The organism is Shewanella inventionis, assembly GCF_019931735.1.
Lineage (GTDB): Bacteria > Pseudomonadota > Gammaproteobacteria > Enterobacterales > Shewanellaceae > Shewanella > Shewanella inventionis.
This window is the reverse complement of the sequence record NZ_CP082926.1, coordinates 3,363,326-3,388,703: the sequence shown is the minus strand read 5'-3', so window position 1 is coordinate 3,388,703 and position 25,378 is coordinate 3,363,326. Positions and strand designations below refer to the sequence as shown.

Sequence of the window (25,378 nt, the reverse complement as noted above, 5' to 3'; positions counted from 1 at the left end):
GTCGTAATCAAATTGAAATAAAACTATGATAGCTACCAAGGGGATTACATTGGAGTTGTTGTGATTTTAAATCGATTGTTTGAGTTTATGCCTGGTTTAGAGACCTTTGCTCGATATGAAAAAAGTTGGCTTAAAGACGATGTGACCGCAGCCTTATCTGTTGCGGCCGTGGCATTACCTGTTGCGATTGCTTATGCACAGCTCACCGGCGTAAACGCCGCTGTTGGCTTGTACTCTTGTGTGCTCCCCATGTTGGTTTACGCCTTGTTTGGCACCTCAAGACAACTTATTGTTGGCCCTGATGCTGCCACCTGTGCTGTGATTGCTGTGGTTGTTACACCATTGGCTGCTGGTGATAGCTTAATGCATTGGCAGTTAGTGATGACCATGACGGTGATGACGGGTTTTTGGTGCTTAATTGCCAGTCGATTTAAATTAGGCGTACTGGCTGATTTTTTGTCTAAACCCATTTTAATGGGGCTGTTAAACGGGGTTGCTGTTACCATTATTGTAGGGCAATTCTCCAAAATATTTGGTTTTACCTTTGATGAAAAATACCTTCTTGAGCGCTTAAGTGGCGCCCCGAGTTATTTATCGCAAACCCACGTACCTACATTTTTAATGGCAGTACTTACTGTGATTATTTACTTTGTGATGAAACGGCTTAAACCTACTTGGCCAGCGTCAATGTTTGCCATTGCCGTGGGCGCCTTATTGGTGTGGTTATTCAATCTCAATCAATACGATATTGCAGTCATTGGCTCTGTTGCTGGCGGTTTACCTTCGTTTCAAACACCTGTGTTTAATATTGGTATTGCGCGAGAACTGGTGATGCCTGCCCTTAACTTAGCCATGGTCAGCTTTGTGAGTATGATGTTGACTGCCCGCAGTTTTGCGGCAAAAAACGGTTATGATATTGATGCCGATAAAGAGTTTAAAGCGTTAGGATTAGCCAATATCGCCTCGGCGTTATCGCAAGGCTTTGCCGTGAGTGGCGCCGACTCTCGCACCGCGGTTAACGATGCTAATGGCGGTAAAACCCAGTTAGTGTCTATTATTGCTGCGGTATTGATAGCCATAGTGGCGGTGTTTTTAACCGCGCCACTTGAATACATTCCCAGTGCCGCTTTAGGTGTGGTATTGGTGATTGCTTCAGTTCACCTTATCGATTTTAAAGCAATTTGGGTGCTACGCCTTCGCGATCGCCAAGCATTTTATTTAGCCCTGACAACCTTATTTGCGGTGCTATTTATTGGGGTGATCCCTGGTATTACGCTCGCGGTATTGCTTGGTTTATTTCAATTTTTACGAACGGTGATGCGTCCAACCGATCAAGTGTTAGGGCTTGACGCTAAAGGGATTATTCGCAGTATTGACGGCAGTGACAAGGCTGTGGCGGTTCCGGGAGTATTTATTTACCGCTTTAATTCACCGTTAACTTACTTTAATTCAACCTATTTTAAACGCAGGTTACTTGAACGGTTTGCTAGGCAAAATCAGCTTGAATCCGTTGATTGTGTCATGATTGACGCCGTGCCATGTTTTACACATTTAGATTTGAGTGTGATGGCGATGTTAACCGACATAGAGGCATTGCTGCGTAAACGCGGTGTAAGCCTAGTGTTAGCTGGCAGAAAACGTCAGCTAATCAGTTGGTTTGAGCAAACGGATATGGTGGTAGGCGAAGAGGGGATTATCATTCGCTCAGATTTATATTTAGCGCTCAAGTTACATCAAAGCCATTTAGCAGCAACGACTGAGCCAACGTCAGAAAGTGCAGAAACGACTGCAGCTAATCAATCGATACTATCACACAGTCAAATTTAATGAATCTGCTTTAAACTACTGATTTTATGGTGTTTTAATAACTGTTGTTATGTGCGATTTTATTCTATAAAATCGCACAAAATAACTGAGGTATGGCAATCATACCTTGTATCGACGCCCCCTCGAAAATCAGGCTCTTAACTTCTTTTTAGAGTCCTTAAGTAAAGTAAAAAGCGTAGTCTTTCTGTTGGATGTAGCATGTATGGTTTCGCAAGTAAGTGAAGCAATGCTGGATGTGATCGCAGATGCGTTAGTCGATAAAGGATACATTCTTTTATCTGACATCATTCCTGATTATGTAAGCTTAGCCTTGCTTGAAAAAATGCAAGCTGAGCAAGATATTGATTTTAAAAAAGCAGCCATTGGTAGAGGTATTGAGCAACAGGTCAATACTGAGATCCGCTCGGATAAAATTAGTTGGTTAGACAATCAAGATCATACCGATCGCGAATATCTCTCTATTATGAACCAGTTAAAAGATGGTTTAAATCGTCGACTATTTATGGGCTTGTTTGATTTTGAAAGCCATTACGCTGTGTATGAACCTGGCGCGTTTTATAAAAAACACGTTGATGCTCTGCATGGAAGCCAAAACCGAATTTTATCGACAGTGTTTTTCTTAAATCCAGATTGGCAAGAATGTGATGGTGGCGAGCTGGTTATTTATGACGAACTTGACCAAGCTTTAGATGTGGTCAGCCCTAAAATTGGTACTCTGGTGCTGTTTTTAAGTGAGCGTTTTCCTCACGAAGTGCGTCCAACGTTTAAAACCCGTAAGAGTATTGCAGGTTGGTTTAGAGTGAGTAACTCCAACCACGGTTTTTAATCTCAAGGGCATGATTTACAATAAATAATTATGATATTCAACACAGGTAATGTTTTAGCTAACGGTTATCTGTGTTTTATCACACCTTTTTTAATTTCAATTACTCCCACATCAGTGTGTAAAGCGTATTGCTTGGTATGTTCGCTTACAATAAATGATCTAACCTATCTTCAGTGAGGCTTTTCAATTCACACGTTATTGATATACGATAATGTGATATGTGTCGTGTTTATCATAGGTTTGTGCTGCGGGAGTTCAAATTTTATTAACCGTAGCAAAGACCTAACGAGTGTGATTGTTTAGGGTCTGGCGACTAGAAAATCAAATTATTTTACATAAGGAAGACAATAGAATGTTCAAACCAGCAAAGTGGATTTTGGCTGCATCATTTGTGTGTTTCAGTACGGCTTCATTTGCAGAAGATGCAGCTGAAAAAGCCTTTACCGATGAATTAGTGGAATGCGCTGCCTATTATCAAATTAGCTCTGAAGCGATAAGCGCGATGAATGCGCCGCAAATGATGGCGGTAGGCGAGCGTTTAAAGACTTCTGCAACTGATGCAATAACTCTTGCTGGTAAGTATCGTAGCCCTGAGCAGGTCGATAAGGATGTGGTTACGGCAAAACAGAAGCAAATTGAAAAGCTGGCAGGTTCGAACAACTTAGGCGCGTTAATGACGCAATATAAAGACTCTTGTAAGAGCTTAGTTGCAGAGCCTCAAAAGCGCTTAGACTATTGGATTATGGCGACAATGTAATATTGCACCAATATAGTGTTGATTTTGCCTCAAATGTTGATGGTATCGCGATCAATGTCGATAGCGTCGTAAGCGGAACAGTTAATTAACGCTCATTTAGTTAACCATTCTCCTTGCGGCGTTTGTATTTTATGACCAGACTCAGCGGCTTGTATGGCCTTTTGCGCTGCAAGTTTAGCTACAGTATCAAGAGAAATATGATTACGCGTCGCAATAACTTGATAATATTGTTTGCGTTTGGCATTGATTGTTAATACCAGCTGCTGTACTTCAGCATTATCAACTATTACACCTAAATAGCCGTTTGTTTGTTCCCCAACCCAGCCAGACGATTTGGCTTGTTGTAATGTCACTGCCCAAGCATTTGAGCACCACAGAATACTGGTGGCAAGCAGGGTCACGATAACCAATGAAGATTTCATCATGTTTCTGGGCCTAAAATAATTCATCATTTTCAATCAAAGAGTCTAATTCTTTATCGACTTTGATTTTAATTTCATGTTCTATTTTAACATTGAGATTAATGACTATGGGTTTGTCTGGCGGATCAATCTTTACGGTTGGTGTGCACGCAGACAAGGCGAATGCAGCAATTAGCATGCTGAGGCTACTCTTGTATATCGACCAATATTTCACGTGGATTTCCTTTTTAGACCAATGATCTTCAGTTGCTTTTGTTATTGAACTTTGGTTTCTATTTTGTTTTGCAGTTGATTGCCAATTTGTGTGCTTTTGTATAATTGAATAAGATTTTCTTGGTGATCGTAATTTAGGTGTACTGGACGCTCAATATCACGGCTTTTCCCTTTTACTGCGACATGAATAAATGCATCGCCATTAGGGTTCATATCAAAGGTGCTGGCTAATTCAGTGTAGTTAAGGTGCTCAAGTGCTGTAAATACTATTTCTAAATAAGGTTGAGATAATTCAAGTTGATCCATTGCAGGATTTCCCGCAACTTCAATTAAACCGCCAGGTGAACGAGCTGCGAGTTTACCGCCTGCTATGGTCACTTTACCGTCAACCAATTCTGCGGGTAACACACCATCAAATATGCCACTGGCTTTTACACCGACTTGAGGTTGTTCTTCTAAAAAATGGGCCAAACTTAATCCCTGCAGTAAAAGGTAGCCATGAGATTTTTCATGCAGTTTTAGCACAAATTCTGGCAGTAAAAAGCGCCCGTCAAGCATGTCACCACTGGCGGTTAAACTGACATTAGTTTCACTTAAGCCAGTGATTTGCTGTAACCAGTTTTCTGGCTGCTTGTTGCCATCTTTTGTTAGTTCGATATTGGCATTGATGTTGAGGTTAGTCATCAATAAGCCGATGTTGGCTTTTTCTATGCTAATAGCAGTTTGGGGGCACACCAATTGACTTTGGGCAAAATGCTGAGCCTCCAATGGAGTATTTGGTTTGTCGTGTTGCTGTTGCCAGTTAAATTGACATTGGGCAAATACATCGCCACCCACAAAGGCATTGCCAGCAACATTGCCAGATAATGACGACAGTTTCTGCTGAATTTTCATTTCAAATTGGCTGCTATTATTGAGTTCACTTAAAGCAAACCCAGCAACTAAACGACTATGGCCGTGCAGGGAAACGTTATTGGGTAATGGTTGAACTTTTTTTAGCATATTAAGTGCGGTGTTTATATCGGTATCAAAAGTCCATTGTCCTGCTAATGATAATGGGCTCTTTGGATCGGCAAATTTTAACAAATGGTAACTACTCAATGTCAGTGAATCGAGTTGCCATTGCTCGCTGCCCACTAATAACCCTTTAGATAAGTTAAGTTGTTGGCGTAAGTTAACGTTATCGAGAGCTAATAGTGGTTGGCGACGACTTTTCCCTGTCTGCTTTGTCGCATCGAGCTGCTTAATATTCCAGACTATTTGGTTTGCCATAGGCGTTTGTATCCAACGTTCAATGGCTTGTTCTATTGATTCATCAGCATTAATGGCCAAAGAGATTTTTTGCTCAACGTCCATACTCGCCAAATTTGCCGATGCAAAGGAGGTGATCGTTTTACTGCCTTTTTGACGAACGACATGTTGGCCACTTAATTTGTTTACTGCAATGCTGAAAGGGGACAGCGTAATGTCGAGATTTTTATTGTAATGAAAGGTTGAGGATTGCTTAACACTCACTAGTACCTTTGCAATGTTTGCCGTGGTGTTTTTTTGAATGGCATGGGTTGTGGTATCTCCTTCTTGCTGTGCAAAATCCAACTGGTTAAGCGTGATACTAGAGCTTGGGAGCAAACTGAGTTTGATATCGTTTTTTTGGTGAGAGCTGACTTCACCTGAAAGATTGATTGCTGCGCTTTCAAAGGTTAATTGTTCAATGTCGAGATTGGGTAATACTGTTTTTAAATTAATACGTTGTTTATTTTCAGCTGTTGTTTCGTGATGGGGTAATAGAATAATCCAATCAAATTCACTGTGCCATTGTTGTTGGCTATTTGCCTTGATGTGATTCATTGACAATTCAGTATTTAATCCTAGCCCCATAAGACGTAATGTCAGGTCGGGTATTGCTATTTGAGCGGCTAAGGTGCTGTTTTGCAGTGGAATGAAAGCGTCGATGGGCTTTGTCATTTGGATAGCCAAATGGGCTTGCTCACCTGGCGCAGTCAGCTGTTGGAGCTGCTGCTGTATCCGTTTTCTGGTTTCTGTATCGGTGATCAGTAAATTCAGTAGTTGTTCGGTGTCCGAAACGCTGGGACTAATCTGATAATTTATTGGTGCGACATTGAGTTTTACTGCATATGTTTCAAGTGGTTTGCTTGCCTTTGCTGATGTAAATGCATCGATTACAGGGTAAACACCTAACCCCATAGTAAAGTGTATCGGTTGTTCAGGGGTAAAAAAAACACTTGGCCAACGTGCAGAGGATAGCGAAAACTCACTTAAAGATTGTTGGCTTAAAAGCTCTCCTGTCAGTAAATTTAATTGGTTGTGGCTAGTCCATTGGCCTTTAATCGCGACTTGGTGTTCTTCAATTGGGGCTAGAACAAATTTGAGTTGCTTTTGTAGGTTACTCAAAAGGTTATTATTAGCATGGGTCGTAAATTGTTTTTCGTGTAACAAATCTAAGTATTGCTGTAATGACTCAAGCCCATGATAACTTAAACCTAAATCGACCTGTGTGTTAAATTCCCAATGGCGTTTTCCTAAGGTGGCATCAACTTCAAAAAGCGGGAAATCATCAAATCGCCACAGGGTTGTTAACTGCCCGGTTTTTGATAAGGTGAGATTATCCATGGCAAAACTGTGTTGTTTTACCTGTGTGGGCTCTAATTCGGGTAATGTGATCGTAATATTGCCCAGGTTAATGGTAGGCAGTTGAGTGAGATTTAATTGTAATGTGGCGGGCGAGTCTTCAGTTTGTTGAGATTGCCTAATAAAAAAGCGTTCACCAAGGTCAACATACACGCTTTGGGTGTCAATACTGACGATGTCATCTGCATTCAGTTGCTGGTTTTTCAGTATTTGAATACTGTCGCGCAGCTCAAGGTTAAACTCTTGAATTGCAATATGACTGTCTTCTATTTTGAGGATAAGTTTAGGAATATAAAGATGATTTAATGAAACGTATTCGACATCAAAGTTGAGTACTTCAATGTGATAATCGGCCAGCAAGTTGTTAACAAGTTTAACCGTAAGGGGTTTAGCGTGTTCGATAATTGCCCACACAAATCCTACTGTACATAACAGTATAAAAATTAAAATCCGTTTTATGGTGAATATGCGCAATAGTGACTCACTCGTTGCTTCTGTTTTGCTGTGCTTTAGCGTTGTTACAGCTCAATTATGTCGTTAAATCAATTTCGATTTAACTTAAGATTAGCATGTTAACAGTTTGATTGAATTAGCCTATAAAAGATAATTAATCCCTTTAGTGCGCCAATATGGCAATAAAAAAGGCGCATTTAAGCGCCTTTTGCAGATTCGATTAACCTATTAAGCTGGAACAGGTTCAACAACAATGTGCTCTAGTTCAACAGCAGCGATAGCATGTAACGCATCCATCGCGGCGCCCACTAAACTGATTTTGCCTTCTGAGGATTCTACCAATACCGCTCGTTTAATTTCAGTGTATTGACGGTTGTGCCTAATGAGGTTAGACAATGCCATTTGCATCGGTTGCATTGAGGGGTTAAATGCTGCGTTTTCGGCATATCGACCACAGAAAGTCGCCCCGTCGGTTGTTTCAAGCACTACAGCAGCGTTACTGTTTGTATAAGGGGCGTAACTTAAACCTGCTTGGTCAAGTGCTTCAATTATCATTGGGTCGTCTGAATTTAAGCTAAATTCTTTTTCACGTTTACACAGTAATGGCTGAGTTACATTTAAATCAGCTGGACCAAATGCATAAGGAAGGTAATGAGATAAAGGCTTAGTTTCTTGCTCAGGTAAATGAATGTTAATTTTACTACTGTTAACTAACTCATTGATAAACTGACGACAATGGCCGCAAGGGCTAAAGTTGACGATAATATCAACAATTTCAGTTTCGCCGCTTAACCAAGCATGGCTAATGGCGCTTTGTTCTGCATGAACGCTGTGAAACAATGCTTCACCTGGCAACTCTAAGTTTGCGCCCATGTACAAATCGCCACTGGCACCCTTGGCAATCGCTCCAACATAAAACTCACTAATAGGTGGGTTGGCAAGTGCTGCTGCAATGGGTAATAAGTCCATTAATACTTGTTGCTCTTTTTTACCGCTTGCTTTAACAAGCATGGCAAACTGGTTTGCATCAATGTGGCCACAAAATTGGTCATGTAATAATGGTGCCAATGCGGTTGCTAATGGTTTGTCTAACTGAGTAATGCTGTCTAAAAATCGATTTTGCATTCCCTTAATCCTTAAATGAAATAAATCGGGCTAAGTGATAATTCACTATAATGACTGTAAGTATTGATATAGGGCTTTAAGTAACTTTTGTTTGTGTTCATTTTCGCTGGTTTCTTCGACCAGGTTTTCGAGTTTAATCACATAATCTGCATCCGATAAGCGCTGCTGGCAAAAATCACGCCACCGGCGAGCTTCATTGTCGGATAACGTTTCAGGGTAATTGCGCGCCCTAAAACGAAATAACATTTCATTTATGCGTGGATCATCAAATTGCAATTCCAAAGCGGCTAAATTATGCGGCTCGGTATGACAAATGATCTCCATTTTAGTTTTATCTGCATGGCTGAAAAAACCACCGCTATATAACATCAGGTCTGGGTCGGTAATTGGTTGACGATCAGACTCTAAATCAAACACCTGGTTGAGTTTTTCTCGGATTTCAGGGTTATTTTTTAAACGCTTATACTGTTCACGAGCAAAAGCTTTGTCAAACTGTAGTTTTGCAGCTACCTCATCGTCAAGTAATTTTGGCGATCCAATAAATGGGCACTTGTTTAAATGAATTTGTTTTATCGGTATTGGCAGCTCTGTTTCACTTAGATCATGTCGCGAAGTGTACATTCTGTCGCTAATTTTTTGTGCAGATAACTCGAGCAATGGTGAAATATCCATGGCTAAATTGACACAGATCACCGCGTTCTTATTGGTTGGATGGTATGCCACGGGAGCGATTAATGTTGTACAACCATGCAGCGAACTGATTTTTGAACTGACATGCACTAAAGGCTGCATTTTTAATACATCGATATGCTCAGCAACGGCTTGTTTACGACGTAAATTAAAATAATAGTCGTATAATTTAGGCTGTTTTTCTTTGATAAGTTTTGCCATGGCTATGGTGGCGTAAACATCACTCATTGCATCATGGGCTTTTTCATGGCTTAACCCATTTGCTTGCGTTAACAACTCTAACTTAAAACTAGGTGTTCCATCTTCTTTTAACGGCCAATTAATTCCATCGGGCCTAAATGCGTAACAGGCTCTGACTAAATCGATAATATCCCAGCGAGAGTTACCATTTTGCCATTCACGACCGTAGGGGTCGATAAAGTTCCGGTAAAAACCATAACGGCTGACCTCATCATCAAAGCGCAATGAGTTGTAACCTACAACACAGGTATTAGGTTGACTAAATAAGCTATTGATACGGCGCATAAACTCAGCTTCAGGAATGCCTTTTAAATTTGCCAGTTGTGGGGTGATACCTGTAATGAGGATTGCTTCTGGTGACGGTAAGTAATCTGGTGATTGTTTACAGTAAAAAGTTTCTGGCTCACTAATAATGTTTAACTCGAGATCGGTTCTAATCCCTGCAAATTGCGACGGACGATCTTTGGCTGGGTTAGCACCAAACGTTTCATAATCGTGCCAGAAAAGCGACTGTTTTTTATCATGATTTGTATTCATTTTATTTGACTCATTTTTGCATTTAACTTTATGTAATTCATCGTTAAATAAATTTAAAACCTTTCGCTTTTATTTATATTGTTTTTGTTTGCTATTCGTTGTCTTGTGTACCTTGCTGTGTACATATCATTGTTTGTGTCATAAAATCAGATGATATTTTTATAAATATGTACACAGGCTTTCAAAATGTCTTTATCTGACACACAGTTACGCTCCATAGTAGGCAAGCCATATTCTGGTAAACCAGAGCTTGCTGATCGAGATGGGCTTAGTGTTCGCATCACTGATGCTGGAACAATTACTTGGCAATATCGATTCAGGTATCGCTCTGCACCTGGTCGTCTTACGCTTGGCCGCTATCCTGATATTAAATTAGCTGAGGCAAGAAAACTTGTGCCTGAGCTAAGAAACGCCTTAGCGAATGATACAGATCCAAGAGTCTATTGGAAACAACGTAATACAAGACGTGGCATGGCGACTGTAAGATATTGTTGCGAACAATTTCTCATGAAGCAGGGCAGTTCGTTAAAGCCTGGTACTGTTGCGACTTACCAATCATGCTTTCGTGTACATTTATTTTCAGCCTTTTCTGAGCGTCTTGTTGAAGATATCACACTAGGCGAGTGGATAGAGTTTTTTGATAACAAGTCAAAAGTGAGTCGTGTCACATCGGGCGCTATATTAAAGCAGTTAAAAACTGTTTTAAACTGGTCTGTTCGCCGTCAACTTATTACGACAGTTGATGTTCTGCAGCTTAGGGTTTCAGATATTGGTTCTACTTCAACGGTTGGCTCACGAGTCTTAACCGTTATTGAGTGCGGTAAAATTTGGCGTGAATTAGATAAGACAAGGGCAACCAGAACCATAACCAATTCTATTAAAGCTTGCATGATGACCGGTGCACGTGTGTCTGAGTTGTTAAAATCTAGGCGTGACGACTTTGATTTAGACAGTATGGTTTGGACGGTACCCGTTGTTAACAGTAAAACTAACTTACCTATCCGCAGGCCAATAAGCGCGGCATTTCTTGAGTTACTACAAGAACAGTGGGCGTTACACCGCTCAGATTGGACTTTCCCTGCTCCAAACGATTTTAAAAAACCTGTTGGTATAGCATCGGTAAACAAATTGGTCCGAGAGTTGAAACCTCGAGTTGATATTCCTGATTGGCGCCTACATGATTTTAGACGGACTATTTCTACTAGGCTTTCTGAGCTTGGAGTTTTGCCCCATGTTACTGAAAAAATGCTGGGGCATGTATTAGGCGGGGTAATGGCTGTGTATAACAAACATGATTGGTTGGACGAGCAAGCTTTGGCTTACAAAATGTGGACAGAGCGACTACTGCTAGCCGCGAAAGGTGATAGGACTGTGGCCTTTTTAGAGAAAAGGGCTTAAGTTTTCTGTTTGTGCATCTAAATACCAAGTTAGGTTTAGCTTTGGAATTGCATTAAAAACAAAACCTAACTTGTTAGCATAGCGAAACCTTCAATCAGGCAATTTTATGAGCTTAACTGCTTTTCATCCCATTTCTCTAATGCTTGAATATTGTAGAACCGCCCGTTATGAATAGGGGCTGGAAAATCGAGCTCCTTCCTCCATTTCCATAGTGTTGCACTTGATCGAATGCGATATCTTTCCATGACTTCTTTGGTTTTTAAAAATAATGGCTCTTGTTGAGTTGCCGTAAAAATTTTTTGCTCTTGGTTATTCATCGTTTACCACCATAGAATCCGGTTTGATTTGCTTGTTTAACCTGCTTATGACCGCCTGTTCACGCCCATGCACCGTTGAAAGGTCAAACTCAGGCCGTTGAGACAATAGCGTTATTTGTTGCTTTAATGCTGCATTTTGCTTTTTTAAGCTAGCGATTTCACAGCGTGCTTGGGTCAATAAGTCATTCATCGACATCATTTACTTTCCTTAAGTTTTGGTGCCTTTTTCCAACAAGTTGCAGTGCTAGCAATGACAATCGAGACTCTCTTGCTTCTTGCATTTCGTAAGGACTTGATGAGATATTTGAATCTTTACCCCTTAAAGTTGCAGCGCATTTCAATCTTGCTTCCTGCCGATTTCTTGACAGACCTTTTTCTCTTAAATATTTTTTTACCATGAACGGGCTCAAACCAAGAGTTGCTGCAACTTGATCACCGCTCATATGCTCGCTTATGTAGTAATGTTCAATCAATTTTGACTTCTGCTCTATGACAATATTCATCATTTACCTTCCTTCGCCAGTTTTTCAGCGAGTGTTTTCATGTATTGTTGGCATGAACCCACTTGATCACGAGGCAGGGTGTACCATTGACGCAGCGCTTGTTTAATTATTTCTGACTTTTTCATGCTGCATACCCCGGTAAACGAAGTTTAGAATCAGCGTTGCTGGCAAATAGCTCAGCATCGGGTTGAGTAAAATCGGCGATTTCATTTGCGTTATAGTCTTTGCAAATTCCCCAGCCGCTGAAATTATTAGGGGTATATGTCACTGTGACCTGTCGCTGATCGTGCATGAGCGTGAAGAAGGGCTGTGAAATTGTCACAATGCCTTGTCGAGTACTAAATTTGTTCATATCTCCACCTTGTTGTTTCGTTTACGAGTGGCCGCGGTAATGGATAATTGTGCGAGCAGTTTTACCGTTTCTTTTGACTGTGCATCTGCATTACCTAAACCAAGCTTATTGGCCACGGCATGCTGGCCTTTTGTTGCCAACATTAGGTTATTTGGATCGCAATTGGTTCTATCGTTATCAATAAACCAAAGCACGTGATCATCAGGCATTTCCCCATTGACCTTTTCCCACTCAACAATGTGCTTTAATCGCCAGGTGTTAGGGTCTGCAACTTTCACCATGACATAACCGTCTTTAGTATCGATTCTTTCCGAACCAACAGGTTTTTGGTTAAGGGGAATATGTCCTTTTTTAAATCTTGCTTTATGTGAGTCACCTCCAGCATCCCAGCCTTTCATTCCTTCATTCCAGGCTGTTTGCCCAGGGTTAAATTGCCCGGTTCTGCCTGATTTGATTTTATGATTACGGGTGAATGAGCGTAGTTGGGAGGCCGTCATAGAAGTATTAAAAGTACAATTGAAGATTGCGGTTAAGTCTTTAAGGCAATGTTTTTTATACTGAGCTTCAATCCATTTATGTTGCTCTGCTGTAAATAACCGAGATTTCCCCTTGTTTATTTCTCCAGTGGTTCGGCCGCAGGTTATGCCATGGTTACTCAGTGTGCTTTTTGTTTGAGATATGGTTTTGTTGAGAGAGAATTTACTGTTAAATAAGTGGGTTGTTTCAGCGAGTGAATAATCCTTATATGTACGCTTTAAAAATCTAATCATTTGCTTTGTGTATAAAAACCTAGCCATTCGTATTCTCCAGCATTTGAGGCAATCGTCGGCCAATTGGTAACTCAGGTGACAATTTTTGCGCATCTAACGCCAAGCGACCATTTGCTACAATTTGCGATGCAATCTGAGCAACGGCTTTTGAACGTGCCATTTCTTCTTTTAGCGCTTCACCCTTAACTGATTCATCAGATAAGCGTTCAATTTGGGCAAACAGGTGATTGTTTAAGTCGATTAACTTGTTCTTCATGCTTCAGCCCTCATTGGTTCAGTTCGCTCAAGCATTTCAGACAATTCTGCGATAATTTTGCTTGGTCGCTGCTGTTCGAGTAACCGTGTGTTAGCTATTTCACTTAATACCGCTTGTCGATAATCGTTGAACTTGTTTGGGTTGGCTTTAAACGCTTCTTCAACTACATACTGCACTTCGCTTGGCCATTTACTAAAAGCTGCTTCTTTATGCTTAACCTGGGCAATCAAGTGCTCTAAGTCAATTTGCTCATTTGTAACGACATCACCATAGTTAGACTCAATAGTTGTATTTTCCAAGTCGATTGACTCATTTGTAACCTTGCTAGCGTTTTTGTATTCAATGGTTTTTTGCGCATTTATCGCGGTTGGAATGTGCAACGCTGCAGCATTGATAATATCTAATATGATTTTGCCATCGCGCAATAAGTCGTCTCTGTTGATGTAACTCATGCGTGAGCCTTGCCAGTCTTTGTCGAATACCGCAATTGCACAGGCAAACCCCGCGCTTGATGCTGCTTGTTTTTTATTTGCAGGTTTGAACCAGGTTGGCAAATCAAAACTAATTCGACCACGAATAAAGCAAACGTGATCAGCATCTTCTGGCCACCATACTTCACTGGTTGCGGACTTTATTAAGTAAATTACCTTGGCGCCTTTGTCTCGTTCAGCTCGGGTTTTTTCGATGATGTTACGCATCCCGGTAATAGCCTGCTCATCTTCATAACTTGATCGGGAGTAAGGTGGGTTGGCGAATGCTTTACATCCATTCAAGTCATCTGCCCAGTCTTGGATTAGTGCGTTATCTTCAGCGGTGTAATAGTTGGCGCATTTGTTGTTTTCACCGTCGGTGAATAGGTCTAAAACGAATGGACCAAATTTAGCAAATACCCCCCAAAACAATGCTGGTGGCGTTTGCCATTGATCACCCACTTCTTTTAAATAGTGAGTAGGCTTTGCTTTTAATTCGGCTAATGATTGTGCGTATTTGCTGGTGACATTCATGTTGAGTCCTATTTATTGATAGCGCTAAAAAGCTCGGCTTCTAATTCTTCATTCATGCCGATCGCGTTGAGGTAATTTGATGCTCGTTCAATTAACGCTTCGAGTTCCGTTACTCTAGCTTCAACAGCTGTTAACTTGGCTTGATGCTTTTCCCAATCAATGGATTTTATCGACTCAATGGTTGCTGCCACTTTTTCGAGCTTCTTTTGATTGCGCACTAAGTTAGATAATTCAATTTGGTGACGAGCCGCAGCACGTTCGGCTGGTAATGAAGTTGTGTAATGAAGGGTTAGAGCAGAAATAATGTCTGGTGAGCTAATGCGAGTGAGTGAAAGTATCAATGTCAGTCGTTTTGTCGATTCAAATCCGGGGAGAAGGTAGTTCATGTTCTGCCTTATATGAAGGTTGTTTAGTCCAGGCAAATGCAGGTCTTTCTGGTAAAATAAAAATGTGCCGCATATTAGCCACGTTCACTACGTTGGAATCTTCTGGGAAAACCTCTACAGCGCATTTACTACCAAATCCAGCATGCATTTTTATTTCTTGTAGCTGGTCCCAAGTTATTCCATCAGCCCAACGATTACCTTTTCGATTTGTTTTGCATATGCTTAATCTTATTAAGCCATCCGTTTCAACAAATTGCTGCACAAGAAACTCTGATGATAAGAGCACTCTAACTAATGTTTTTTGTTGGTGTGGTGGCCAGTCTTGTTTTGGTATTTCTGTAAACGATTTTAATGATTGAGTACTCATACAGACCCTCCATTTTCATGTGAATTGATCATTGCAGACCATTGGTGGTCTGGTGATTCAATACCGCCGTTTTCCCATTCATCTTGTGCATCATGAAATGCTTCACACATATCTTCTGTTGGGGTTCTAGGTACTAAGGCATAATCGTTTGAATTACTAATAAGCCAATCTACAGCTTCGCCCATATCCAAATTAATTAATTGGTGTATATTCATGCTGCACCGCCTTGTGACGATTCCCATAACAAGAAATGTTTAAAACTATCAAAGCAATCGCCACGCTCTAAGTATCGTTGGTATCTACGCTGTGATGCTGTCGGTTTTCTTATTTTGCAAATTGCACCGTACTCAACGCGCCAAGTAGGGTGACAGTTAGAGATATCGCCAGGTTTATGTTTGTCAAAGTTGACACCAATGTAGTGTCCGCAATCTTTAGCAATTACGCCAGGCTCACCATCGACAACTACCTTTCTGCCTAATTCAGCATTAACGTTGTAGTATGTGTTGATATATTCAAATGGCTTCATGCTGCACCGCCTTTCTTCGGCGAGTATCGCCAAACGTGTCCATCATTAGTTACCAACCCTTTACGCTTTAAACGCTGTAACGCTGCGCTAACATTAATTCTTGATAGTGGATTTGCAGATTTTTTCATTTGCAAAGAAAAGTAGTGCGCCGTTCCCATCTTTGAATTAATTATCACGCTCAAAACTGCTGCGTCATTTAACATGTTCATGCTGACCTCTTAATCAAACACGTAGTTAAACCAGTATTCTGGCTTGCCTAAAATTTTGCTTTCTTCTGGTGGCGAATCCATCAGGGCTATTTGTTCTAGTGCATATTCAGCTTTGGCTAATGCATCGGCCGCGAGTCTGCGTTGTGATAACTTGCGCCGACGATAAGCATTCCAAGCTTGTTGTTTGGTTTGGTGGCAATAACGCTTGCCGCCACCATTCAATACAAAGCGTTTTTTTGAATACCATTTAGAATGCTCGACCCAAGCACCTTTTGGGGTTTGCTTTACTTCATTGAATACTTCCAATAACAATTTAACGCCATCTTCGGTAACGAAATCTGAATATCTATAACGTTGGCTCATGCTAAATCCTCCAAACTTAACCCTAATTCCCGCGCTAGGCGTATATCTTCGGCTCTGCGTCGTGCTGCTGTTTTTACCTTGCCTTGGTCGCTAATGGCTTTATTGATGGCCTTGCGGTCTTTGTATTCATCACCGGCATTAATCACGCCGTTAAATCGATTTTGCGGGTCTAGCTGTTTACCAAACTCAATTTCGGCCTTGGTCGGTTCTGCTTTTGTAGGCTTGGGCGTTTCAACTGCTTTTACTGCTTTCTTCGCGACTTTAACTGACACAAAATCAGGTACTTTATTACCTACTGATTCGTGATACTTGGCGCGACAACGAGCAAGTATGTAGTCACGATTTGCGCGGTAATACGCTCTGGCTGCGATTTGCTTAGGGGTAAGTTTTTCAGCCATTGCTCACCTCTGCCTTAGTCAATGACAATATCCAGTTGCGTAGTTCAATCATCTGAGGGCAATACACCATTGATTCAACATAGGTGTAGAGCTTTGGGTAATCGTGCTGCTTTCGTGCAATAAAAGCTCTTGCATCAGCTTCGGTTAAACAGGTTTTAATTACTTCTTCTACTTCTTGAAGATATAGGCGCTTATAGCCATCGGGTAAATCAATCCAACCGTCAGGGTTATATTGCATTGAAAAGCTAGCGATAAAATCATCTTCATCACCAAGTACAATTTCACTATCGTCACACCATTCGATGCACCAATCTTTGTCGCTATCAATTAAGGCCTCAGCAAGTTTCTTGTAGTCACTGTCAATATGAGAGCGATAAACTGGGTCGCCGTCATCTTCACGAATTATTTCCCAATGATGTTCGTCATAACCTTGCTCGGTAACTAAATAGCGTTTATAGCGCACTTGCCAAATTGGTTCAGCGGTGTAGCGGTTATCTTGCTCGTGCATCTGCTTTGACATTTCAATTAAAAAAGCTGGTATTTGTTTATTCATAAACGCTGCTCTCTTCGATTGTTAGCCTATGTATGTAGTCCATTCCAAAACGTCTTTTTTCGTTTTTGGATTAACTGCACCGGTTGGCTTTCTGTACCTAATTTCAATGTCACGGCATCGTTCTTGTGCTTTGGTTAGCTCTGCGTATGCTTTGCTAAACTGGGTGTTGACAAACCGTGACTCAGTTTTTGTGCTTTCATTTTGGCAAACAGGTCATCACGGGTTTTTGCTAACTTTTGTTGATATTCTTCAAGTGATAGCTCTCGTCTATTTGGATAAGTCCCAGTGAATCGACTGCATTTTTTATCTGCGGCCTTTTTCACTATCGTTTCACTTACTCCGAATACAAAAAACATCGTTATGCCCTCATTGAAATTGACGAATATGCAGCTGGTGGATTTGAGTTAATCGTTTTTTTGTGACGATAAAACCCGCTTTTAAGCGTGTTAACCTGTGAGTGTGCTCCGGAAAATCGCGGATCATCTGGTCCATTTCAGCAATCTTTTTATCGCACCAGTCTAGCGTTGCAGGTTGTTTACCCATGGTTCACTCCTTGCATACCCAATTGACGATTTCGCCAGTCGTTTATTCTGTTGCAAGTGTGTATTACTGGCATTAGCTGCTGCTGGGTACGGTAAACTCGGATTTTATTAGCGCAATTGACTCGCATGCAGCAGATGTCATTGAGTTGACCTGAATATTCAACATAGTTAATTCGAAATGACGCAGTGCATGTGTTGTACTGCAAATAGTCTTCCAGCTCTTTAATGCGCTGGCGAACGGTAGGGCATTTCATTAGGTTTGGCATTAATGCGAGGCGACATGCCATGCCAAGGTTCATTATCAATTTGGCCTCAATCACTGATTTACTTTCTTGATAGTTAATTTGCATATCTTCCTCGCGCTAATGTGATGGTTAAAACAAATCGAACGGGATTAATTTAGCGATCAGCTGCATGAGCAAATCGATAAAGTCGGGGTGTTGTGATTGCATAGCGAAACTCCATGCAGTTTTAATAAATCGAGTTGTTTGGTTGTTCGAATCAACTCGATTTAGAGGTAACGCTAATTGCAGTTTTTTAAAATGCACAATCGCTTTGCAAGTAGCAGTTTATTAACGCTTTCAATTTGTTCCCTTGTACCTTCCCATGCATCTAGCAATACTTGGCCTGCCTTTCTGAAATCAGAGCCAAGTTCGCGGCGATGAATACACAGTCTTTGTGCATCACCTCGGCTGATGTTAAACACAGGGCTCACCAGCTCAAGCAGGTTGTCTTCGGCAATTTCCAATGTGCTTCGGCCATATGTTTGCATGGCATAATCCTTAGTATTAGGCATAAGAAAACTACTGATTAATGATGGATCGCTGGTGTTGATTTACATCTTTTCGGCTTTAGCTTTGCTATTTATGGGCATTCTGTTTTTTTCTATTACCAAGGACGTAAAAAAATACAAGCAACAAATAACTGCTGTAAATCGCTACCGAGAGCAGGTCAATCGCATTAGAAGGCTTAAGGCCGAACACCAAAAAGCTATCGAACTGCACAGAAATAAAGTAAGCGGTATACAAAACGATATGGATTGAAAACAACACCCACCCTGATATTAGGCAATATTTAACTCGCATTACGCACATCCTATGTATTAGTTGGCTTTCTCACATTGGTGAAGCAGTTTGTGTACGGCCTTCCGAGCTTTCGTCATAGGCTGACGCTTTGTAACGCCGTAACTCAGCGCATTAAAAAATGCGCCATTTAACCGATTGTGCAAACTGCTTCCCAATGCGCCATCACTTGATCTTTATTGCAAAAAAGAAGTAAGGGGCTTTGTCCATCTACCTAGCCGCCGATGGTTGGCGGGGTTGTACGCGTTGCGGGTCATGCTCGCAGGGCGGGATCATGTCCCTTATCAGCCGCAGGGGTTTTCCCTGGTTGGTTGCCTATCTGAGCAATCTGATACCCGGTCGCCACAATAGGCGTACAAGTCTATTTCAGCGAATTTCTGTCCTCCATCGCTGGCTCTTGGAGTGACCTAGTACTGTTTGGTACCCTTATTGATGAGGGCACCATCCAGTGGTTAGTCGTTCATGGTTCAGTTTGTTAAAGAGCGGATTAGGGTTTCTGCTGAGCAGTTGCTAATCAATAATTAGATAGTAGGTTATCCTACTAATTTGTGTCAACACATTTAGTAGGTAATCCTACATTTATTTATTTCTATTTATAATTATTTACATTTTTTTATGGTTTCAGGGGCGGTGATGTGTTGTTTTGTGGTAGAGGTTTCGCGCTATAACAGGGGTAGGTGTCGAATTTGGGCAATAAAAAACCCGCCGAAGCGGGTTTGGTGTATGGATTGAACTTAACTGAGTTAGGTTAGGCTAAATGGAGCTGCCTCTGGCTGATGTAATTTTCTTGCAAATTGATAAATTGCTTCTTTGTCGGCAAAGGGGACAACATTTATCCCCAATTTGTCAATTTCTCGCTCAACCTCTAAGTATACAGCTTTTAACTCGCTTTTATTCTTCGCTGGTTCTTCTACAGTAAACAACATATTTTGAGGCAGAACAGCGTTATTATTAAGTAAGCGTTTTACGCGGCCGATCCATTTTTCGCCATGCTCCAATAAGCCAATGGGTTTAGTCTGATCAAAGGCCAGAGGTTTGATCACTTTGTAATAATCATCAACAGCAGCAACCAATGGCATATTGATAGCGGTGTTCAAATCACCGTGCAATTGTTTTTGCACATAACGTAGGCCATCTACGTGTTTACGTAACCCATTACGGAGACTTTTTACCATGACTTGTTCGCGGTACTCAGGCGTAACAAAGTTTCTACCTACGTAATAATCATATAACTCATCAAGTTGTTGTTCTGGGTTATCACAAAGAATAGCTGACATAGTACCAAATCTGAAAACACCTTCTCTTAATCGGGTTACTTCCTGAAATGCATTTAACAAGTTCTTGCCAGTTCTGTAACCGTATTCTTGAGTCACTCGTTTAAGTTCTTCATCAAAAAGATGTAAACCTTTTTGATAAATACTACCGTCTAGGTCATTAAAAAAGTCTGTTACTCTGGCAAATCGTTTTGGTGCTAATCGAAATGCAGAATACCCAGTTTGTGGTGTAACAAGAAGGATACCCACATTGGCAAATTCTTCAGTTTCAAGAAACGGCATAAAGCGAATGATAGAGTAGTGACATAATTGCTTCATTTAATCCCCTCCCAAAATTGATTATTTGTATAAGATAGCAATCTTACCTTGATGTTTGCCATGAAGCTAGATTTTGCATTTTCATTTTCGAACCATTCTGATGGGACTTGTTCAATAATGTGTTGCCAATTATCCATTATTATAGCAAACCGTTCACTGTACATAGGTTTATCATCAATTCTTGTTTGCTCACAATTCCATACAGTTGATGCGAGATGAAGTTCTTTATGAGTTCCAACTGAAAATTGTTCATCAAAAGCTAAGTTATGGTCGAAAATAATAAGTGAAGATTTACTTATGTCGTAAAAGGCGTTCGGGTTCCCACCATGTTTGGTTAGGCTTCTATCGGGGTTGCTAATCCAATAATCAAAAATATAAAGGTCTAGCATTACTTGTTTATCAATTTTTTTAATCTGTGTGAAGAGCATTTCTGTCAGGCTGTCAATAAGCTTTGAACCAAAACACCATTCGATATCAAGCCCAGGAAATGCACCACTGTCAATAATTTCTTGTGGCACACGAATCAGTGCGAAGTCAGGTAGAGGTAATCCGAAGTTTTTAGATAAGAAAGCGCAAATCAATTCGATCGCAAGTTGATTCCCAGTGGTGTTAGACCCCTTAACCACATACTTTGCTCCATCACTGCAGCCACATATATAGGGTTGAGTAAACCCTTGTTCCATTCGCCTGATTACTTGAGTTATTTCTATTGCCATGGTTACTCTTCTGCTACCGTCATAAATTCATCTTCATCAAGAATTTGAATGTCTATACCGTCATCGATAAGTGATTCGGCTTTTATCTGCTTGCTTGATATTCCGCTAGCGCCAACTATGTTTTCATTCTGTTCACCAATGATCAAATAGTTAGTTTTTTTTGAAACGGAAGATTTAATTGCTAGTCCAACTTTTGCGGCCGCTTCAAATGCCTCAGCGCGGCTAATTGATAGTTCGCCAGTAAAGACGATGGTTTGACCGTAATGTTTACCAAGCTCATTCGGCGGGTAGTCTTTATGATTTGCTCCTGATGATTTGGCAGATAACTTTTTTGGGGAAATTTCATTAATATGGCCAAGTGTCGTTGCCGCGCACATGAATACACGGCCAGCTGCAATAGCATCAGCCTTTGCTCTATGAGCTCCATCAAGTGGAACGTTGCAATGTTTAGCGACGGTAGCTAATTTGTAATTTGGTAATGTAAATGCTTGTTTTGACAGATTCATGGGGCAATGGAAAGGATTGGTGAGTTCAAGATTAGCTAATGAGAATTCATTGAATAAAAAGTTTTTATCAAATTGAGCGTTATATGCAACAAGAGGTAAGTCGCCTATAAACTCATGTAGATCTTGGGCTATTTCTAAGAAACTTTCTTTGCCTTCGAGCATTGCATTAGTGATGCCGGTAATGTTGGTGATAAGGCTAGATACAGTAAAACCTGGGTTAATCAATTCTTCAAAAACAAGATGTTCGTTTGATAACAGATCAAATTTGATTGCTGCAACTTCGATTATTTTATCAACCCCGGCGTTTAAACCTGTTGTTTCAACATCAATTGCAATAAATTTTTTGGGTATGTAAGGGTACTTTGCAAAAAAATCTTTTTGTTCACTGTTCATTTTCATTCCTTGAATATGTGTTTGGTTAATTATTCCAAACGTTAAGTACAGACCACCAAAACACCCAGCCGATAATACTGACACTGCCCATGTCTTCTGGTTGAATAAACTCGTCAGGAAACTCGTCGTTGTTGTAGCTTTTTATCCGGATACCGCCACCAGGTGTGCGATATAGCATTTTTACACGTAGCATGCCGTCATGATCAATAGCGTACATTTCACCATCGACGATGGTTTTTTTACTTGTATCAACACCGACTGTGGTGCCGTGACGTAATACAGGGGCCATGCTGTTACCAGAAACGGTAACGCAAGCAGCGTGTTCCGGTTCTACTCGGCTTTTTTTCAATGTGGATTTGGCAAACCTTAGTTTGTAGCCACCATTTTCTTGCACGAACGTTGAGCCGTTGCCGGCTGCCAACTCTACTTCTCTAAAAAACGGTAGTGCCACTTCATCATCCCTTAGTGGTGTGTCGCCATCCCATAGCTCAAATCCTGCATGCCACTCGGCATTGGACTCTGTGTTGACGACCTTTGTGTCATCGCCGGTAAGCAGCCATTCAGGGGTGCAATTTAATATTTCTGTTAGTGCTATTAAGTTAGCCCCTTTTGGCGAGGTACCATTTTTACCGTCAGTTTCCCAATTACTAACAGACACTCGATTAATGCCGACATGTTTAGCCACATCCCCTTGAGATAAGCCAAGTTCTTTTCTCCTATCGGCAATGCGCTTTCCCATTGTCTTTTTCATTTTATCTAACCTCAATTCTATGCGTAGGAAAGACTACACAAAATTTATGAGTGTGTAATCGTAGTTTTAGTTTACATAGGTAGGAAAACCTACTAACATCGGTGTTGTATTCTTACTACTAACAACAAGGGGCTTTATGAAAAAGTCAGACGTCCTCAAATTTTTTGGCGGAACAGCCGCTACAGCTGCGGCTCTTAAAATAAAAAGCCAATCTGTTTCTGGTTGGGGCGAAGACGTTCCTGAGTTGCGTGCATTTCAAATTGAACGCTTAACAAATGGTGAATTAACCGTTCATTCATCTAAGTCACTCGAATTACGTTCGGCTCATGCCGTTGATGTTTCTACTCGATCTTAAATAAGGATATCCCTCCTCATGAGCAATCGCACATTAAAGCGCAACACCCTTTCATGCACTGATCCTCTCTATGCTGCCCATGCGTTAGGCCATGAGTTTGGCGTTGATAAGCTAGCGCATACGCTGTTTCAGCAGCCTGGTGTTATGTACAACAAGTTAAACCCAGAGAATGACAGTAATCACTTGTATTTGCGTGATGCCATTCATCTTACTGACATTGCCAATGATGACCGTATTTTAACTGCGTGGTGTCAAAGCCGTGGTGGTGTGTTCGTTAAGTTACCTGAGTCGGTGAACTGTGATGAAGAGCTCAGTGACCAGCTATTAAAAATTAGTGAACAAATGGGGATGGCACTCGCTGAGATTAGAGCATCACGAGCCGATGGCGTTATTACGCAAGATGAATACGAGTGTATAGGCCGTGAGTTAACCAACACAGTAAAAGAAGTGTTGTCACTGAAGGCTGTAGTGAGTAGCCAGGTTCGCAGCTTAACAAATGTGCCTAGTGCAAAGGTGAGCGCATGAGTGATGCAGCCGATAACGCGGCAAAAGAAGCTGAATTGCATTTTGCTGCTGCACTAAAAGTACGTAGGCCTGTGTTGCCATTTTTAGGTTTTTGTCATTACTGCATAGAGCCTCTTGGACCTACTAGCCATTTTTGTGATGCAGATTGCCGTTATGACTATGAGCGATTAGCAATAAACGGAAAATTGGGTACAGGTGCTAAATCACTTAAGTGATAAGTAAACCGTTTTTTATGTTTGTTTTGTTGGATGTTTTAAGGAGCTAAACCTAATGACTCAGGTAAGTGATAACAACTCGATGGAAGAGCAAGACGAATTAACGTTTTGTCCTGATTGCACTGAATACCAAATTACTGCTCAACAGCGTGAAACTTTTGGGTGCTGTGCTTATTGCGCATCGGTTACACCTATGCCGATTATTGATGAGCTTATTAGTAATGCACATGTGATTTTTATGAAGGCACCTAATGACGCAGAAGCTTTTGGTATAACTTCGGATGGTGAAATTTGCTGGTACAAGAATATCACGCCCAATTCATATCAATTTATTCATGAGAGTAGCGTTAATAAAGGTGATTGGTTGTTAAGTAGCAATAAACCTAATTATGAACCACTCGTTTATCGACCTGTTGATGTGGTTGAGTCACCAGAGGAACGAGAATATTTTGAGCGTTTAACCAATGAGCAGCAAGTTGATGCAATTGCTGCAATTGTAAGAACCAGCCCGACAAACAGTGCAACAGGAATTGCGCATTTGTTAGTTGCAGCAGGGTGCTCAATAGATTTAACAAAAGTTCAAAAATAAGAAAACCCACTAGAGCTGTGGAGGCCGTGGGTTTAATACCGGAGAGGTTTGATGATGTTACAAAAAACAGTGGACAGCGTCAATAGTGATGCGAATAGCAATGTTGTGCCTTTAAGGCCCATTGCAGATATGAGTGATGTAAGCAAGCGGGGTGGTGTGGTGAAGGCAGACTTAGATGATGGATATTTACGACTGTCTAACACGCTGGTGGACGCGCTCTGTATGACAAAATTAAGCGATAGAGAAAGCCGAGTATTGATGTCTGTTATCCGCAGGACTTATGGCTTTGGTAAGGCGCTTGATTGGCTATCGTATAGCCAAATAGAAGAAATGACTGGCATTGATGCAAACAATATTTCTCGTATTGCTGGTGGCCTGTTAAAGCGTAATATTTTAATAAAAGAAGGCAAAAAACTCGGTGTAAACACAGTTGTTTCTGAGTGGAGTAGTAAGTCTGATTCGCCCCCAATAACGAAAAAAAGTAACAGGTCTAACCTGTCTAAACTGACAGTAAAAACTGTCAATTTGAACAATAGCCCTGTCAGTTTAGACAGTGAAAACTGTCAATCTAGACCCCCACAAAAGAAAGACAATACTACAAAAGAAAGACAAAAAGATATTTGTGCTAAATCGTCGTTTAACCATTTTTTTAAGGCATACCCCAATCACCGCAAAGGCGGTTCTGACTCAGCAGCATGGGCTGCATGGAAACGTGAAAAGCTAACCGACCAAGACTGCCAAGCCGCGGTTGATTGGCTGGCACTTGCTGCCAAGCGTGATCCTAATTGGGGTATCAATGCCGCAGGCCAGTTTGTGTTGGGCATAACCAAGTTTATTGCCAATAAAACATGGCTGGCGCCATTGCCGCAGTTGATGAATCAATCAAGTAATCCGCTTCATGTACCCGCACATCGCAGTGATTACAACCCATACGCTGACTTTGCTAACGATTTTAATACGGAGCTATGACT

Annotated in this window: 38 protein-coding genes; 9 read left to right on the top strand and 29 right to left on the bottom strand. The window is 41.1% G+C overall.

Translation table 11 applies throughout. The features are described from left to right. The first annotated feature begins 87 nt into the window (after positions 1-87). The 3 genes from K8B83_RS15090 (at position 88) to K8B83_RS15080 (ending at position 3,410) form a co-directional block, all read left to right on the top strand. Positions 88-1,827 carry a SulP family inorganic anion transporter gene (locus tag K8B83_RS15090; RefSeq protein ID WP_223420081.1) on the top strand — a complete coding sequence of 580 codons (1,740 nt, stop codon included), beginning with the start codon at positions 88-90 and terminating at the stop codon, positions 1,825-1,827. 202 nt (positions 1,828-2,029) lie between these two features. Continuing rightward, positions 2,030-2,653, top strand: coding sequence for a 2OG-Fe(II) oxygenase (locus K8B83_RS15085; protein WP_188740725.1), 624 nt, complete (start codon positions 2,030-2,032; stop codon positions 2,651-2,653). Positions 2,654-3,005: 352 nt separating this feature from the next. Further along, positions 3,006-3,410: a hypothetical protein gene (locus K8B83_RS15080; protein WP_188740724.1), complete on the top strand. Its 405-nt coding sequence runs from the start codon at positions 3,006-3,008 to the stop codon at positions 3,408-3,410. A 92-nt stretch (positions 3,411-3,502) separates the two neighbouring features. On the opposite strand, the gene K8B83_RS15075 is transcribed toward K8B83_RS15080, so the two are convergent. The 5 genes from K8B83_RS15075 to sbcB form a co-directional block, all read right to left on the bottom strand. Then, complete coding sequence (locus K8B83_RS15075) at positions 3,503-3,835, bottom strand: YdbL family protein (protein ID WP_308419234.1); 333 nt, start codon at positions 3,833-3,835, stop codon at positions 3,503-3,505. A 10-nt stretch (positions 3,836-3,845) separates the two neighbouring features. Further along, the gene (locus K8B83_RS15070) at positions 3,846-4,010 is read right to left on the bottom strand and encodes a YnbE family lipoprotein (protein ID WP_188740747.1); all 165 of its coding nucleotides are present in this window, start codon (positions 4,008-4,010) and stop codon (positions 3,846-3,848) included. A 77-nt stretch (positions 4,011-4,087) separates the two neighbouring features. After that, a complete protein-coding gene (locus K8B83_RS15065; protein ID WP_449618984.1) occupies positions 4,088-7,168 on the bottom strand; it encodes a YdbH domain-containing protein in 3,081 nt (1,026 codons plus the stop codon). Positions 7,169-7,375: 207 nt separating this feature from the next. Beyond that, a complete protein-coding gene (gene cdd, locus K8B83_RS15060; RefSeq protein WP_223417877.1) occupies positions 7,376-8,272 on the bottom strand; it encodes a cytidine deaminase in 897 nt (298 codons plus the stop codon). A gap of 45 nt (positions 8,273-8,317) precedes the next feature. Beyond that, the gene (gene sbcB, locus K8B83_RS15055) at positions 8,318-9,739 is read right to left on the bottom strand and encodes an exodeoxyribonuclease I (protein WP_223417875.1); all 1,422 of its coding nucleotides are present in this window, start codon (positions 9,737-9,739) and stop codon (positions 8,318-8,320) included. Positions 9,740-9,925: 186 nt separating this feature from the next. On the opposite strand from sbcB, the gene K8B83_RS15050 reads away from it, so the two are divergent. Then, positions 9,926-11,137 carry a tyrosine-type recombinase/integrase gene (locus tag K8B83_RS15050; RefSeq protein WP_223417873.1) on the top strand — a complete coding sequence of 404 codons (1,212 nt, stop codon included), beginning with the start codon at positions 9,926-9,928 and terminating at the stop codon, positions 11,135-11,137. 104 nt (positions 11,138-11,241) lie between these two features. On the opposite strand, the gene K8B83_RS15045 is transcribed toward K8B83_RS15050, so the two are convergent. The 24 genes from K8B83_RS15045 to K8B83_RS14935 form a co-directional block, all read right to left on the bottom strand. Then, positions 11,242-11,454 (bottom strand): helix-turn-helix transcriptional regulator, encoded by a 213-nt coding sequence (locus K8B83_RS15045; protein WP_223417871.1) that lies wholly within the window; start codon positions 11,452-11,454, stop codon positions 11,242-11,244. Continuing rightward, positions 11,447-11,653, bottom strand: coding sequence for a hypothetical protein (locus K8B83_RS15040; protein ID WP_223417869.1), 207 nt, complete (start codon positions 11,651-11,653; stop codon positions 11,447-11,449). The genes K8B83_RS15045 and K8B83_RS15040 overlap by 8 nt, the downstream gene beginning before the upstream one ends. Beyond that, complete coding sequence (locus tag K8B83_RS15035) at positions 11,637-11,960, bottom strand: hypothetical protein (RefSeq protein WP_223417862.1); 324 nt, start codon at positions 11,958-11,960, stop codon at positions 11,637-11,639. Before K8B83_RS15035 ends, K8B83_RS15040 begins: the two co-directional genes overlap by 17 nt. Then, the gene (locus K8B83_RS21650; RefSeq protein WP_263283549.1) at positions 11,957-12,082 is read right to left on the bottom strand and encodes a hypothetical protein; all 126 of its coding nucleotides are present in this window, start codon (positions 12,080-12,082) and stop codon (positions 11,957-11,959) included. Before K8B83_RS21650 ends, K8B83_RS15035 begins: the two co-directional genes overlap by 4 nt. After that, on the bottom strand, positions 12,079-12,309 hold the full coding sequence (locus K8B83_RS15030) for a hypothetical protein (protein ID WP_223417860.1): 231 nt from the start codon (positions 12,307-12,309) through the stop codon (positions 12,079-12,081). The genes K8B83_RS21650 and K8B83_RS15030 overlap by 4 nt, the downstream gene beginning before the upstream one ends. Continuing rightward, positions 12,306-13,106, bottom strand: a complete 801-nt coding sequence (locus tag K8B83_RS15025) for an HNH endonuclease signature motif containing protein (RefSeq protein ID WP_223417853.1) — start codon at positions 13,104-13,106, stop codon at positions 12,306-12,308. Before K8B83_RS15025 ends, K8B83_RS15030 begins: the two co-directional genes overlap by 4 nt. Beyond that, the gene (locus K8B83_RS15020) at positions 13,099-13,335 is read right to left on the bottom strand and encodes a hypothetical protein (RefSeq protein WP_223417851.1); all 237 of its coding nucleotides are present in this window, start codon (positions 13,333-13,335) and stop codon (positions 13,099-13,101) included. Before K8B83_RS15020 ends, K8B83_RS15025 begins: the two co-directional genes overlap by 8 nt. Beyond that, positions 13,332-14,339 (bottom strand): phage N-6-adenine-methyltransferase, encoded by a 1,008-nt coding sequence (locus tag K8B83_RS15015; protein ID WP_223417843.1) that lies wholly within the window; start codon positions 14,337-14,339, stop codon positions 13,332-13,334. Before K8B83_RS15015 ends, K8B83_RS15020 begins: the two co-directional genes overlap by 4 nt. Before the next feature lie 8 nt (positions 14,340-14,347). Next, complete coding sequence (locus K8B83_RS15010) at positions 14,348-14,725, bottom strand: hypothetical protein (protein WP_223417836.1); 378 nt, start codon at positions 14,723-14,725, stop codon at positions 14,348-14,350. Then, a complete protein-coding gene (locus K8B83_RS15005; RefSeq protein ID WP_223417834.1) occupies positions 14,700-15,092 on the bottom strand; it encodes a DUF7694 domain-containing protein in 393 nt (130 codons plus the stop codon). Before K8B83_RS15005 ends, K8B83_RS15010 begins: the two co-directional genes overlap by 26 nt. Beyond that, positions 15,089-15,307: a hypothetical protein gene (locus K8B83_RS15000; protein ID WP_223417832.1), complete on the bottom strand. Its 219-nt coding sequence runs from the start codon at positions 15,305-15,307 to the stop codon at positions 15,089-15,091. Before K8B83_RS15000 ends, K8B83_RS15005 begins: the two co-directional genes overlap by 4 nt. Beyond that, the gene (locus K8B83_RS14995; protein WP_223417830.1) at positions 15,304-15,618 is read right to left on the bottom strand and encodes a hypothetical protein; all 315 of its coding nucleotides are present in this window, start codon (positions 15,616-15,618) and stop codon (positions 15,304-15,306) included. Before K8B83_RS14995 ends, K8B83_RS15000 begins: the two co-directional genes overlap by 4 nt. Continuing rightward, on the bottom strand, positions 15,615-15,827 hold the full coding sequence (locus K8B83_RS14990; protein WP_223417828.1) for a hypothetical protein: 213 nt from the start codon (positions 15,825-15,827) through the stop codon (positions 15,615-15,617). The genes K8B83_RS14995 and K8B83_RS14990 overlap by 4 nt, the downstream gene beginning before the upstream one ends. A 9-nt stretch (positions 15,828-15,836) precedes the next feature. Next, positions 15,837-16,190: a hypothetical protein gene (locus K8B83_RS14985; protein WP_223417826.1), complete on the bottom strand. Its 354-nt coding sequence runs from the start codon at positions 16,188-16,190 to the stop codon at positions 15,837-15,839. Next, positions 16,187-16,588: a hypothetical protein gene (locus K8B83_RS14980; RefSeq protein WP_223417824.1), complete on the bottom strand. Its 402-nt coding sequence runs from the start codon at positions 16,586-16,588 to the stop codon at positions 16,187-16,189. The genes K8B83_RS14985 and K8B83_RS14980 overlap by 4 nt, the downstream gene beginning before the upstream one ends. Then, on the bottom strand, positions 16,581-17,141 hold the full coding sequence (locus K8B83_RS14975) for an ead/Ea22-like family protein (protein ID WP_223417822.1): 561 nt from the start codon (positions 17,139-17,141) through the stop codon (positions 16,581-16,583). The genes K8B83_RS14980 and K8B83_RS14975 overlap by 8 nt, the downstream gene beginning before the upstream one ends. A 134-nt stretch (positions 17,142-17,275) precedes the next feature. Beyond that, positions 17,276-17,497: a hypothetical protein gene (locus K8B83_RS14970; RefSeq protein ID WP_223417820.1), complete on the bottom strand. Its 222-nt coding sequence runs from the start codon at positions 17,495-17,497 to the stop codon at positions 17,276-17,278. Between the two features lie 10 nt (positions 17,498-17,507). Beyond that, complete coding sequence (locus K8B83_RS14965; protein WP_223417818.1) at positions 17,508-17,684, bottom strand: hypothetical protein; 177 nt, start codon at positions 17,682-17,684, stop codon at positions 17,508-17,510. Next, a complete protein-coding gene (locus tag K8B83_RS14960) occupies positions 17,677-18,033 on the bottom strand; it encodes a hypothetical protein (protein ID WP_223417816.1) in 357 nt (118 codons plus the stop codon). Before K8B83_RS14960 ends, K8B83_RS14965 begins: the two co-directional genes overlap by 8 nt. A 173-nt stretch (positions 18,034-18,206) precedes the next feature. Beyond that, positions 18,207-18,455 carry a hypothetical protein gene (locus tag K8B83_RS14955; protein ID WP_223417814.1) on the bottom strand — a complete coding sequence of 83 codons (249 nt, stop codon included), beginning with the start codon at positions 18,453-18,455 and terminating at the stop codon, positions 18,207-18,209. A gap of 1,053 nt (positions 18,456-19,508) precedes the next feature. Then, positions 19,509-20,357 (bottom strand): DUF3037 domain-containing protein, encoded by an 849-nt coding sequence (locus tag K8B83_RS14950; protein ID WP_223417808.1) that lies wholly within the window; start codon positions 20,355-20,357, stop codon positions 19,509-19,511. Next, the gene (locus K8B83_RS14945) at positions 20,354-21,073 is read right to left on the bottom strand and encodes a HipA family kinase (protein ID WP_223417802.1); all 720 of its coding nucleotides are present in this window, start codon (positions 21,071-21,073) and stop codon (positions 20,354-20,356) included. The genes K8B83_RS14950 and K8B83_RS14945 overlap by 4 nt, the downstream gene beginning before the upstream one ends. A gap of 2 nt (positions 21,074-21,075) precedes the next feature. Next, a complete protein-coding gene (locus tag K8B83_RS14940) occupies positions 21,076-21,972 on the bottom strand; it encodes an exonuclease domain-containing protein (protein WP_223417800.1) in 897 nt (298 codons plus the stop codon). Between the two features lie 25 nt (positions 21,973-21,997). Beyond that, positions 21,998-22,723: a S24 family peptidase gene (locus tag K8B83_RS14935; protein ID WP_223417798.1), complete on the bottom strand. Its 726-nt coding sequence runs from the start codon at positions 22,721-22,723 to the stop codon at positions 21,998-22,000. A gap of 136 nt (positions 22,724-22,859) precedes the next feature. On the opposite strand from K8B83_RS14935, the gene K8B83_RS14930 reads away from it, so the two are divergent. The 5 genes from K8B83_RS14930 to K8B83_RS14910 are packed head-to-tail and all read left to right on the top strand — an operon-like array spanning position 22,860 to position 25,376. Further along, positions 22,860-23,078 (top strand): Cro/CI family transcriptional regulator, encoded by a 219-nt coding sequence (locus K8B83_RS14930; RefSeq protein WP_223417796.1) that lies wholly within the window; start codon positions 22,860-22,862, stop codon positions 23,076-23,078. Between the two features lie 18 nt (positions 23,079-23,096). Continuing rightward, positions 23,097-23,603 carry a phage regulatory CII family protein gene (locus K8B83_RS14925; RefSeq protein WP_223417794.1) on the top strand — a complete coding sequence of 169 codons (507 nt, stop codon included), beginning with the start codon at positions 23,097-23,099 and terminating at the stop codon, positions 23,601-23,603. Continuing rightward, positions 23,600-23,818, top strand: a complete 219-nt coding sequence (locus K8B83_RS14920) for a hypothetical protein (RefSeq protein ID WP_223417788.1) — start codon at positions 23,600-23,602, stop codon at positions 23,816-23,818. Before K8B83_RS14925 ends, K8B83_RS14920 begins: the two co-directional genes overlap by 4 nt. 55 nt (positions 23,819-23,873) lie before the next feature. Further along, positions 23,874-24,407: a hypothetical protein gene (locus K8B83_RS14915; protein ID WP_223417786.1), complete on the top strand. Its 534-nt coding sequence runs from the start codon at positions 23,874-23,876 to the stop codon at positions 24,405-24,407. Between the two features lie 51 nt (positions 24,408-24,458). Continuing rightward, positions 24,459-25,376: a replication protein gene (locus K8B83_RS14910; RefSeq protein ID WP_223417784.1), complete on the top strand. Its 918-nt coding sequence runs from the start codon at positions 24,459-24,461 to the stop codon at positions 25,374-25,376. The last annotated feature ends 2 nt before the right edge of the window (positions 25,377-25,378 follow it).